Origin of the sequence: Cypionkella sp. (genome assembly GCF_034376685.1) — a bacterium.
Classification (GTDB): domain Bacteria; phylum Pseudomonadota; class Alphaproteobacteria; order Rhodobacterales; family Rhodobacteraceae; genus Cypionkella.
Window position 1 is genome coordinate 1 of sequence record NZ_JAXMJJ010000048.1, and the last position, 11531, is coordinate 11531.

General features: G+C 61.4%; 9 protein-coding genes and 1 pseudogene. 9 read left to right on the forward strand and 1 reads right to left on the reverse strand.

Annotated features, from left to right (window positions below):
- Positions 1 to 791 (forward strand): annotated as a pseudogene (locus U1A24_RS10625) (2-isopropylmalate synthase); the annotation flags it as partial.
- Positions 792 to 1012: 221 nt separating this feature from the next.
- Here the strand turns inward: U1A24_RS10625 and U1A24_RS10630 are convergent.
- Complete coding sequence (locus tag U1A24_RS10630) at positions 1013 to 1654, reverse strand: SDR family NAD(P)-dependent oxidoreductase (protein WP_322321955.1); 642 nt, start codon at positions 1652 to 1654, stop codon at positions 1013 to 1015.
- A gap of 643 nt (positions 1655 to 2297) precedes the next feature.
- Between U1A24_RS10630 and U1A24_RS10635 the strand changes: the two genes are divergently transcribed.
- From U1A24_RS10635 to U1A24_RS10670, 8 genes are all read left to right on the forward strand, one after another.
- On the forward strand, positions 2298 to 3902 hold the full coding sequence (locus tag U1A24_RS10635; RefSeq protein ID WP_322321956.1) for a 2-isopropylmalate synthase: 1605 nt from the start codon (positions 2298 to 2300) through the stop codon (positions 3900 to 3902).
- A 181-nt stretch (positions 3903 to 4083) separates the two neighbouring features.
- Entirely contained in the window at positions 4084 to 5121 is a 1038-nt protein-coding gene (locus U1A24_RS10640) for a rod shape-determining protein (RefSeq protein ID WP_284324772.1), read from the forward strand.
- A 75-nt stretch (positions 5122 to 5196) separates the two neighbouring features.
- Positions 5197 to 6129 (forward strand): rod shape-determining protein MreC, encoded by a 933-nt coding sequence (gene mreC, locus U1A24_RS10645; RefSeq protein ID WP_322321957.1) that lies wholly within the window; start codon positions 5197 to 5199, stop codon positions 6127 to 6129.
- The gene (locus U1A24_RS10650) at positions 6122 to 6712 is read left to right on the forward strand and encodes a rod shape-determining protein MreD (RefSeq protein WP_322321958.1); all 591 of its coding nucleotides are present in this window, start codon (positions 6122 to 6124) and stop codon (positions 6710 to 6712) included. Before mreC ends, U1A24_RS10650 begins: the two co-directional genes overlap by 8 nt.
- 10 nt (positions 6713 to 6722) lie before the next feature.
- On the forward strand, positions 6723 to 8702 hold the full coding sequence (mrdA, locus tag U1A24_RS10655; protein ID WP_322321959.1) for a penicillin-binding protein 2: 1980 nt from the start codon (positions 6723 to 6725) through the stop codon (positions 8700 to 8702).
- 10 nt (positions 8703 to 8712) lie between these two features.
- Positions 8713 to 9852, forward strand: a complete 1140-nt coding sequence (rodA, locus tag U1A24_RS10660; RefSeq protein ID WP_322321960.1) for a rod shape-determining protein RodA — start codon at positions 8713 to 8715, stop codon at positions 9850 to 9852.
- Between the two features lie 5 nt (positions 9853 to 9857).
- The gene (locus U1A24_RS10665) at positions 9858 to 10481 is read left to right on the forward strand and encodes a DUF1345 domain-containing protein (protein ID WP_322321961.1); all 624 of its coding nucleotides are present in this window, start codon (positions 9858 to 9860) and stop codon (positions 10479 to 10481) included.
- Positions 10482 to 10498: 17 nt separating this feature from the next.
- Positions 10499 to 11431, forward strand: coding sequence for a glyoxylate/hydroxypyruvate reductase A (locus tag U1A24_RS10670; protein WP_322321962.1), 933 nt, complete (start codon positions 10499 to 10501; stop codon positions 11429 to 11431).
- Positions 11432 to 11531 lie beyond the last annotated feature (100 nt).

Genomic DNA, 11531 nt, shown 5'->3' on the forward strand with positions numbered 1-11531 from the left:
GTGGCTTCAAAGCCGACAAGCGCGACGGCAAGGGCGTGTTCACCGCCAAGGATGGCAGCAGCTATAGCGGCGATTGGGTCGCAGGCCAGATGCAGGGTCAGGGCCGCATGATCTATGCCGACCGCTCGGTCTATGAGGGCGGCTTCGTCGCCGATCAGCCGGATGGCATCGGCAAGATCACCTATGCCGATGGCTCCAGCTACTCTGGCCAATGGGCCAAAGGCGCGATCACCGGGCAAGGCACCGCCGTTTATGCCAATGGTGCCACCTACACCGGGGCGCTCGTCGGCGAAAAGCCTGAGGGGATCGGCAGCATGACCTACCCCGACGGCTTTCGCTATGAAGGCGCATGGAAAGCCGGGGTGCGGGAAGGTGTGGGCACCGCAACCTGGGCAGATGGCACGGTCTACACCGGCAATTTCAAGGCCGGCCTGCGCGACGGCAAGGGCGCTTTGACGCAACCCGACGGCTTCAGCTACACGGGCGATTGGCTTGCAGGCGCGATGCAGGGCAATGGTCTGGCCACCTATCCTACGGGCGACACCTACGAGGGCGGCTTTGTGGCAGGCAAGCGCGAAGGCGCGGGCAAACTGATCTACAAGGGCGGCGAGATTTCAGAAGGCATGTGGAAGGCGGGCGTGCTGGTCGGCCCGCTGCCCAATGCTCCAGCCGCGCCGCAACCGCCCGAAGCCCCCGCAACGCCTGCGTCCCCAGTGGCACCAGAACCCCCCGCCGCCCCGGCAGAGGGCGCAGCCGCCGAAGGCAGCACCGCGCCTGCGACCAATCCTTGATCCAAGCAACTGCGTCCTATGTGCGCAGCCAGAAAGCTGCCCCGCCAATCGGCTTCAGGCTGCAACCACCCACAGATAATCTCCCGGTCATCCTCTGTGCTCAAATATCCCCGCCGGAGGCTGCATCCCCGGCAAAGCAACACAAGCTTTCAGCACCGCAGTGGGCTGGGTGAACCCCACCAAGCCACAGGCTGCCCCGCGCGCAAGCCCGCCTGCGCGTTCTACCAAGGCAGCGCCTTGCCCATGTAGTCATAAAATCCACCGGATTGCGCTGGCGTCAGCCCCTCCAGCACGTCAATCAGCCGTCCCGCCGCCACCTCAGGCGCGTCCTTTCTCGCCGGATACCCCGCCGTAAACGCCGTCGCCACCGTGCCCGGATGTAAACACGCCAGCACCGCCAAAGGATGGCTGCGCGCCAGCTCGATTGCCGCCGTATGCACCAGTTGATTAAGCGCCGCTTTCGCCGCCCGGTAGGAATACCAACCGCCCAAAGCGTTGTCGCCAATCGACCCCACGCGCGCCGACAACACCCCAACCCGCGCCACCCGTTCTTTTGGCAACAGCGGCACCAGATGTTTGATCACCAAAGCAGGCCCCACCGCATTCACCGCAAATTGCTCCAGCATGGCCTGTGCCGTCAAAGCCTTCAGCGATTTCTCCGGCACCCCCAAAGCCCCCGAGGCAATGAACACCCCGTCAAACAGCCCCGAAACCCCGCCCAACACCCGCACCACCGAAGCCTCATCCGTCACATCCAGTCCATCGGCTGCACGGGACAACGCCACCACCTCGCCGCGCGTGCGCAAGCCCGCGACCAAAGCCGCACCAATCCCCCCCGACGCGCCAATCACCAAAGCCCGCATCCCGATCCTCCCAACCCACGCCTCCACAGCCCTGATATAGCGCGAAGCCAACACCGCGCCATTGCGCACCAGAGACGTGGAAAATCCTCTGTCCGCCGCCCCACAAACCACGCATCAGCAAAGAGATGGCCAGCCACCCCCTGATCTCATCCGCACCTCCGCCGCATGCAAAAGTTAACAACCCATGAATCCCACCCCCATAACCCCTTGAAATTCTTAAACCACACCCCGCGTCCACGCGCGGACACCCTCCGCCCCCTTCCTCTCGCCCCACCCAGCCCCCAAAACACCCCCGCCAGAATTGCTCTTTCTGAAATACTCCCGCGCGGCGCGCTCCCGCCCTCTCCTCCTCCCCACCGTTCTCAAACTCCTCCCCGGCAGCGCCGCCAAGTGGGGGCTCGATGCCCCCCGAGGCGGCACCACTTTTTCACCAACACCCCCTTCCCTTCCAACAAATCCGCCGTATAGTCACCTCCATGACACGGGAAACCTTCATCACTTCGGCCCCTGACGCGCCCCTTTCCGGCGTGCTGCTTTCCCGTGGGCTGCTGCTTCTTACGCACTTCTGAGCGTGCCCTTGGGTGCGACCGCTCGGAAGTGATCAGCGCCCAGAAGAAGCAACAAAATCTCAAGGAAGACAGCCATGACCGACACCCCCGCGCAAACCCGCGCCGATGCCGCCAAATCTCAGCCACGCGTGATCATTTTCGACACCACCCTGCGCGATGGCGAGCAATCTCCCGGCGCCACCATGACGCATGACGAAAAGCTGGAAATCGCCGGTTTGCTGGATGAAATGGGCGTCGATGTGATCGAGGCCGGATTTCCCATCGCCTCGGAAGGCGATTTCGCCGCCGTCACCGAAATCTCCAAACGCTCGAAAAACTCCACGATCTGCGGCCTCGCGCGGGCCAATTACAAAGACATTGACCGCTGCTGGGAGGCCGTCAAACACGCAGCCAGCCCGCGCATCCACACCTTCATCGGCACCTCCCCCCTGCACCGCGCCATCCCGAACCTGACGATGGATGAAATGGCCACCCGCATCCACGACACCGTCACCCATGCCCGCAACCTGTGCGACAACGTGCAGTGGTCGGCGATGGATGCGACCCGGACTGAGCATGATTACCTGTGCCGCGTGGTGGAAATCGCGATCAAAGCCGGGGCCAGCACGATCAACATTCCCGATACCGTCGGCTACACCGCCCCGCGCGAATCCGCCGACCTGATCCGCATGTTGCTGGAACGGGTTCCCGGTGCCGACTCTGTGATCTTCGCCACGCATTGCCACAACGATCTGGGCATGGCGACGGCGAACTCCTTGGCGGCGGTAGAGGCTGGCGCGCGGCAGATCGAATGCACGATCAATGGCTTGGGCGAACGCGCGGGCAACACCGCACTGGAAGAAGTCGTGATGGCGATGAAGGTGCGCAATGACATCATGCCCTACCGCACAAGCATCGACACCACCAAGATCATGAACCTGTCGCGCCGGGTCTCCAGTGTTTCCGGCTTTGCGGTGCAGTTCAACAAGGCCATCGTCGGCAAGAATGCCTTCCTGCACGAATCCGGCATCCATCAGGATGGCGTGCTGAAAAACATCGAAACCTTTGAGATCATGCGCCCCGCCGACATCGGCCTGACCGCGCATAATATCTCGATGGGCAAACATTCGGGCCGCGCGGCTTTGCGCTCGAAACTGAAGGAACTTGGCTATGAATTGGCTGACAACCAACTGAACGACGTGTTCGTGCGCTTCAAAGCTTTGGCCGACAGCAAGAAAGAGGTCTATGATGAAGACCTGCTCGCCTTGGTCGCCGATGAGGCCACCAATGACGCGCATGACAGCATCCAAGTCAAACGCCTGCGCGTGGTCTGCGGCACCGAAGGCCCGCGTGAGGCTGAATTGACGCTGACCATCGACGGGGTGGATCATTCGATTGATGCCACAGGTGACGGCCCGGTCGATGCCGCGTTCAATGCGGTGAAGATGCTGTTCCCCCATTCGGCGCGTTTGCAGCTGTATCAGGTGCAGGCCGTGACCGAGGGCACCGACGCGCAAGCCACGGTTTCGGTGCGACTGGAGGAAGACGGACGCATCGTCACCGGAGCCTCGGCAGACACCGATACGGTGGTTGCATCGGTTAAAGCTTATGTGAACGCGCTGAACAAATTGGTGGTGCGGCGGCAGAAATCGGCCCCTGACAGCGACAAAAAGTCGATAAACTACAAGGATCAGGGTTAAACTCCAGCTATTTTGTGATCTTTCGTAGAAAAATCACAAAACGCGCGTACAAGGCGGAAAGGCGCGGCTGAAAAAGCTCGGGCCTTTCCCTACCTCTTGCATGGTCTTATATGAAAGCGCCCGCCTCGGCTGCAGCTGAGTCGCGGGCGCTTCTTTTTCGCGGACCAAGGATCACCTCAGCATGTCTATCCTCTCGAGCATCTTTTCGTCAGACATGGCGATCGACCTCGGCACCGCCAATACGCTCGTCTATGTGCGCGGCAAGGGCATCGTGCTGAACGAGCCTTCGGTGGTCGCCTATCACACCAAGGACGGCAAAAAGCAGGTGCTGGCGGTGGGTGAGGATGCCAAGCTGATGCTGGGCCGCACGCCGGGTTCCATCGAGGCGATCCGCCCGATGCGCGACGGGGTGATTGCCGACTTTGAAGCGGCGGAAGAGATGATCAAGCATTTCATCCGCAAGGTGCACAAGCGTACGACCTTTTCGAAGCCGAAAATCATCGTCTGCGTGCCGCATGGCGCGACCCCGGTGGAAAAGCGCGCAATCCGACAGTCGGTTCTCTCGGCTGGTGCGCGGCGTGCCGGGCTGATTGCGGAACCGATTGCGGCGGCGATTGGCGCAGGGATGCCGATCACCGATCCGACCGGCAACATGGTGGTTGATATCGGCGGCGGCACCACGGAAGTCGCGGTTCTGTCGCTGGGCGATATCGTTTACGCACGCTCGGTTCGGGTGGGTGGTGACCGGATGGATGAAGCGATCATCTCTTATCTGCGCCGTCATCAGAACCTGCTGATCGGGGAATCCACTGCCGAGCGTATCAAAACCAGCATCGGCACCGCCCGGATGCCGGATGATGGCCGCGGGGCCAGCATGACCATTCGCGGGCGTGACCTGTTGAACGGTGTGCCGAAGGAAACCGAGATCAATCAGGCGCAGGTGGCCGAGGCCTTGTCGGAACCGGTGCAGCAGATCTGTGACGCAGTGATGCAAGCTTTGGAGACCACCCCGCCGGATTTGGCGGCGGATATTGTGGATCGCGGGGTCATGCTGACGGGCGGCGGCGCGCTGTTGGGCGATCTCGACCTGAGCTTGCGCGAACAAACCGGACTGTCGATCTCGGTCGCCAATGAGCCGCTGAACTGCGTGGCTTTGGGCACCGGCAAAGCACTGGAATATGAAAAACAACTGCGCCACGTTATCGACTACGATAGCTAAGATCGGGCGATAGCTAAGCCGTTGGCGGCAGATCTGGTCGCGGTCCTTTTGTCTTTCAAGTGAAACGGGCCAGTCATGGCAAGAAACCGCATTGATCCAGCAGAGTTCCACCGCCCACTGCGCCGGGTGTTGGTGGGTCTGTTGATCATGCTGATGCTGGGGCTGTTCTTTCTGTGGCGGATCGACAGCCCGCGGGTCGAGCGGTTTCGCGCCGCATTGGTCGACCGTTTTGTGCCCAGCTTTCAATGGGCGGCGGCTCCGGTGACGTGGACGGCGGGCGTGCTGGACAATTTCCAATCCTATTCGCGGCTTTATGAACAGAACCAACAGCTGCGCGAGGAATTGCGCCAAATGAAGGCGTGGAAAGAAGCAGCCCTGCAGTTGGAGCAGAAAAACGCTCGTCTGCTTGATCTGAACCAGGTGAGGCTGGACCCGATGCTGACCCATGTGACGGGGGTGGTTCTGGCCGACAGCGGCTCGCCGTTCCGACAGTCGGTGTTGCTGAACGTCGGCGCGCGCGATGGCATCAAGGATGGCTGGGCGACGATGGATGGCATTGGTCTGGTGGGACGTATCTCGGGCGTCGGCCAACAGATCAGTCGGGTGATCCTGCTGACCGACAGCAACAGCCGGGTGCCGGTGGCGGTGCAGCCCTCGGGCCAAAAGGCGCTGCTGTCGGGCGACAATTCCGACCTGCCGCCGTTGGATTTTCTGGAAGACCCCGACGAGGTGCGCCCGGGTGACCGCGTTGTGACCTCGGGCGATGGCGGGATGTTTCCGGCAGGCTTGCTGGTGGGGTCTGTCGTGCTGGGCACTGACAAACGGCTGCGCGTGGCGCTGTCTGCCGATTATCAACGGCTGGAGTTTTTGCGGGTGCTGCGCAGTCACGCCTTGACGCCAATCACCGACCCCGGCGCCTTGGTGACCACGCCGCCGGTGCAAGGCCCACCAAAGCCGCCCACCACGCCCGAACCCGAAGCCGAACCCACCGGGGGCAGCAATGGTTGATGGTGCCACGCGGGAGGTCTGGCTGCACCGCGCGCTGTTTGTGGCGATAGCGCTGCTGCTGTTGTTCTGGCGGTTGCTGCCCTTGCCGATGGCGATGATGTCGGATTGCGCCGAAACCGCCAGCTGGTGCCGCTTTACCGTCTGGTTGAACCGCACACCCGGCCCGGATTTGCTGCTGTGCATCATCTTTGCCTGGACAATGCGCCGCCCGGATTATCTGCCCGCCCTGCTGATCGCCGCAGTGGTGCTGCTGGATGATATGCTGCTGGACCGCCCTCCGGGTCTGTGGACAGCGCTGGTGTTGCTGGCATCGGAGTTTGTGCGCGGGCGGGTTGCACTGACTCGTGAATTGAACTTCGGGGTGGAATGGCTATTGGTCTCGGGCCTGATGGTGGCGATGCTGGTGGTCTATCGGCTGGTGTTTGCAATGGCGCTGGTGCCGCAGGCCGGATTTGGCTTTGCAATGCTGCAAGTGGTCTGGTCGGTGTTGTGCTATCCTGTTGTGGTGTTCCTGTCGCGCTATGTGCTGGATCTGCACAAGCCCGCGATGGGCGAAGTCGATGCATACGGGAGACGGATGTGAGGTTCAGGCCATGAGACGGGCGCCCCGCGATACGGAAGCCACCTCGCGCTCGGTCACCCGGCGGGCCTTGTTCATGGGCGGCTGCATGGCGGCGATGGTCGGCGCATTGGGTGCGCGGATGCGATTTCTGGGCGTCGAGCAGGCCGATCAGTTTCGTCTGCTGGCGGAAGAAAACCGCATCAACATCCGGTTGATCCCGCCCGCGCGTGGGCTGATCCAGGACCGCAATGGCAAGCTGATCGCGGGCAATGAGCAGAACTACCGCGTGGTGATCACCCGCGAAAACGCCGGTAAAACCGATGCCGAGGTAGAAGATGTTCTGAACCGTCTCAGCCACATCATCCCGATGACGGCTGAGGATCTGGCCGACACGATGAAAGAGCTGAACCCAAGGGTCAACTCGGCTTTTGTGCCGATCACCGTGGCCGAGCGGCTGAGCTGGAACGATTTCAGCAAGATCGCCATCAACGCCCCCGCCCTGCCCGGAGTCTCGCCCGAGGTTGGCCTGAGCCGGGTCTATCCGCGCGATATCGATTTCGCGCATGTGGTGGGCTATGTCGGCCCGGTCTCGGAAAAAGACCTCAGCGATCTGAGGGAAAGCCGGGGGGATGGCAATATCGACCCCTTGCTGATGATCCCGCGCTTTCAGATCGGCAAGATCGGCGTGGAAAAGTGGATGGAAGACACGTTGCGCGGCTCGGCGGGCACCAAGCGGATTGAGGTCAACGCGGTGGGCCGGGTGATGCGCGAGCTTGACCGTGAAGAAGGCCTGAAGGGCAAAGACCTGCGGCTGACGATTGATGCCGATGTGCAGAATTTCGTCCAGGCCCGTCTGGGCACAGAAAGTGCCGCCTGCGTGGTGATGGATGTCAACAACGGCGACATCATCGCAGCGGTGTCCTCGCCCTCGTTCGACCCGAACCTGTTCGTGCGCGGGATTTCCAGCGCCGATTACGCGGCTTTGACCGAGCATGACCACCGCCCGTTGGCCAATAAAGTTGTGCAGGGGGCCTATCCGCCGGGATCAACCTTCAAGATGGTCACGGCTTTGGCGGCGCTTGAGGCCGGGGTGATTGACGAGAACACCACGGTGCGCTGCCCCGGCTTTATCGAAGTCGGCGGCATTAGGTTCAACTGCTGGAAGCGGGGCGGGCATGGTCCGGTCAACCTCAAACGCGGTCTGGCGGAAAGCTGCGATGTCTACTTTTACGATATCAGCCAAAGGGTTGGCATCGACAAGATGGCCGAGATGGGCCACAAACTGGGTCTGGGGATGCGCCACGATCTGCCGATGTCGGCGATCTCGGAAGGCAAGATGCCCAACAAGGCCTGGAAGCAGGAACGCTATGGTCAGGATTGGGTAATCGGCGACACCATCAACGCCTCGATCGGTCAGGGCTATGTGCTGACGACACCGTTGCAACTGGCGGTGATGACCGCGCGGATTGCCAGCGGCAAACAGGTGGCTCCCCGTATCGTCCATTCGGTCAATGACATTCCGGTTCCCATCGCAGAGGTCGGCGGGCTGGATATTGACGGTTCAAAATTGCGTGCGGTGCAGATGGGCATGTTCGAGGTGATGAACGGTGAGCGTGGCACCGGGCGCGGCTCGCGCATTGTCGATGATACCATGCGGATGTGCGGCAAATCTGGCACCGCACAGGTGCGCAACTTCTCGGATGCCGAAAAGCGCAGTGGGGCGACGAAGAACGAAGCTTTGCCGTGGCGCTTGCGCGACCATGCGCTGTTTGTCGGCTTTGCCCCCGCCGATGCCCCGCGCTACGCAGTATCGGTGGTGGTCGAGCATGGCGGCGGTGGTTCGGCTGTGGCGGGGCCGATTGCGCGCGACGCCTTGCTGCGGGCGCTGACCGGCGCGATGCCACAGCTAACCGCCTATCCCGCCGATCAACGCAGCCGGATGGAGACTTTGCTGAACGAATTGCAGCTGCGCCTTCCCGATGGCACGGCTCCCGAAGCCTCGAAAGTATGAGGGCGCTGCGATGAGTTTTCTGGAATATAAGCTGAAGCTTGCGCCCAGCGGCATCTCGAAGGTGTTCTATATCAATTGGGCACTGGTTCTGGTGCTGATCGCGATTGCCGCGATTGGCTGGCTGATGCTGTATTCGATCGCGGGCGGCGATATCGACACTTGGGCGCTGCCGCAAATCAAGCGTTTTGGTTTGGGGCTGGGGCTGTTGTTCTTCGTCGCCTTCATCCCGATCTGGTTCTGGCGCAGCATGTCGGGGGTGTCCTATCTGGTCGCGATGCTGCTGTTGCTGGTGGTGCATTTCTTCGGCACCGTCGGCATGGGTGCGCAGCGCTGGATTGATCTGGGCTTCATGCGTCTGCAACCTTCCGAGTTGATGAAAGTGTCGCTGGTGATGATGCTGGCGGCTTACTACGACTGGCTCGATGACAAGAAAATCTCGCGGCCATTGTGGGTGCTGATCCCGGTGGTGCTGATTTTGGTGCCAACCTATCTGGTGCTGAAACAACCCAACCTTGGCACCGCGATGATGCTGGTTTTAGGCGGTGCGGGGGTGATGTTCGCGGCTGGTGTCTCGCTGTGGTATTTTGGCGCGGTCACAGTGCTGGGCGGCGGTGGCCTGACGGCGGTGATCATGTCGGAAGGCACGCCGTGGCAGGTGCTGCATGATTACCAATACAAACGTATCCACACCTTTCTGGACCCTTCGGCCGATCCGTTGGGCACCGGGTATAACATCATTCAGGCCAAGATCGCTTTGGGCTCGGGCGGTTGGGCGGGCAAAGGCTTTATGCAGGGCACGCAAAGCCGGCTGAACTTTCTGCCCGAAAAGCACACCGACTTTATCTTCACCACCTTGGGCGAAGAATTCGGCTTTATTGGCGCGATCTCGCTGCTGGCACTTTATACTCTGGTGCTGGTGTTCTGCATCATCGCGGCAATCCAGAACAAGGATCGCTTCAGCCAGCTTTTGATCGTCGGCGTGGCGATGAACTTCTTCCTTTACCTAGCGGTGAACCTTGCGATGGTGATGGGCATGGCCCCGGTGGTGGGGGTGCCGTTGCCGCTGCTGTCTTATGGCGGCTCGGCGACCTTGGTGATCTTGCTGGCCTTTGGGCTGGTGCAAAGCGCCATCGTGCACAGGCCAAGGTAGCCGCGATGAAACACCATGCCCGCTTTGTGCTCGCCTTTGTGATCGGTGCTGCCGTGGCCCTGCTGGTGCAACTGACCCCGCTGCCATTCGAGTTGCGCGTGCTGGCGGCGGCCAATGCGTTTTTCGTCAGCTATCTGGGGTTGATGCTGCACTTCGCGGCGACCACATCCTCGGACGAATTGCGCACCCATGCCGAACAGAACGATGCTGGCGTGGTGGCAATTCTGCTGCTGGCACTGGCCGCAGGGGCGATCAGTCTCACCTCGATCATTCTGGTGCTCAGCGCGCCAAGTGACAGCACGCCCGCGCGTCTGATGGCTTTGGGCTCGGTGCCGCTGGGCTGGGCGGCCGTGCATGTGCTGGCGGGGTTTCACTATGCCTATCTGTTCTACCAACCCCGCAAGGCTAAGATGCCCACAGGGCTTGATTTCCCCGGCACCGAAAAGCCAGACCCTTGGGACTTCCTGTATTTCTCTTTCGTCATCGGCATGACCGCGCAGGTCAGCGATGTTACCACCACCTCGGCGCAGATGCGCAAAGTGGTGTTGGTGCATTCAATCGGCGCATTCTTTTACAACACCATCATTCTGGCGCTGGCGGTCAATGCCGCCGTGACCAGCGCGAGTTGATTTTACAGGAGCCTGCGATGAGCCTCACCGTGTTTTTCTCTGCCCCCGCCGTGTGGGAGGAGTATCGCGATCTGCTGCCGCAGCTGCTCAAAGATGCCGGGATTGATGCCCGCGTCGTGACTGATGCGCCTGACCCAGCGGTGGTGGACTACATCATCTACGCGCCTTCCGCGCCGCTGCAGGATTTCACGCCGTTTACACGCTGCAAAGCCGTGCTGAGCCTTTGGGCCGGGGTGGAACGCATCGTTGGCAACACCACGCTGACCCAGCCTTTGTGCCGGATGGTCGATAATGGTCTGACCGAGGGCATGGTGGAATGGGTGGTAGGCCACACCCTGCGCCATCATCTCGGCATGGACCGCCACATCGTCAATCCCGATCATATCTGGGACGCAACCTGCCCGCCCTTGGCGCGCGAGCGAAAGGTGGCGATGCTGGGCATGGGAGCCTTCGGCACCGCCTGCGCGCAAGCACTGGCTGCGTTGAATTTCAACGTGTTAGGGTGGAGCCGGACCGAGAAAGTCACCGAAGGTATCCAAGGCTTTCATGGTGAGGCGGGGCTAGAGAGGGCGCTGCGCGGGGCAGATATCGTGGTGACATTGCTGCCGAAAACCCCCGAGACCGAAAATATCCTGAACGCCGAGCGGTTGTCGTGGCTGAAACCCGGCGCATTCATTCTGAACCCCGGACGCGGGCCGCTGATTGATGATGCGGCACTGCTGGCGGCACTGGACGCGGGCCAAGTTGGCCACGCCACGCTGGACGTGTTCCGTGTTGAGCCTTTGCCAGAGGATCACCCATTCTGGAACCACCCCAACGTCACTGTCAGCCCCCATATCGCCGCTGACACCCGCGCGACCGGAGCGGCGAAAGTGCTGGTCGAAAACATCCGCCGCTCTGAGGCTGGTGAACCCTTGCTGCATCTCGTCGACCGCACCCGCGGCTACTGAGGCGGAATTCGCGCGAATTCCGGCACGATTTCCGCGTGGAAATCGGTTCCGCCTGTGGTTTCGGTGGGATCAGCGCAGCAAAGGTCGCGATTGGGCCAGA

Bases quoted from the DNA above. Each gene is read 5' to 3' on its own strand.
- U1A24_RS10640 (WP_284324772.1), top strand. From the start codon at position 4,084: ATGTCTATCCTCTCGAGCATCTTTTCGTCAGACATGGCGATCGACCTC.
- U1A24_RS10670 (WP_322321962.1), top strand. From the start codon at position 10,499: ATGAGCCTCACCGTGTTTTTCTCTGCCCCCGCCGTGTGGGAGGAGTAT.
- U1A24_RS10630 (WP_322321955.1), bottom strand. From the start codon at position 1,654: ATGCGGGCTTTGGTGATTGGCGCGTCGGGGGGGATTGGTGCGGCTTTG.
- U1A24_RS10665 (WP_322321961.1), top strand. From the start codon at position 9,858: ATGAAACACCATGCCCGCTTTGTGCTCGCCTTTGTGATCGGTGCTGCC.
- U1A24_RS10635 (WP_322321956.1), top strand. From the start codon at position 2,298: ATGACCGACACCCCCGCGCAAACCCGCGCCGATGCCGCCAAATCTCAG.
- mrdA (WP_322321959.1), top strand. From the start codon at position 6,723: ATGAGACGGGCGCCCCGCGATACGGAAGCCACCTCGCGCTCGGTCACC.
- rodA (WP_322321960.1), top strand. From the start codon at position 8,713: ATGAGTTTTCTGGAATATAAGCTGAAGCTTGCGCCCAGCGGCATCTCG.
- mreC (WP_322321957.1), top strand. From the start codon at position 5,197: ATGGCAAGAAACCGCATTGATCCAGCAGAGTTCCACCGCCCACTGCGC.
- U1A24_RS10650 (WP_322321958.1), top strand. From the start codon at position 6,122: ATGGTTGATGGTGCCACGCGGGAGGTCTGGCTGCACCGCGCGCTGTTT.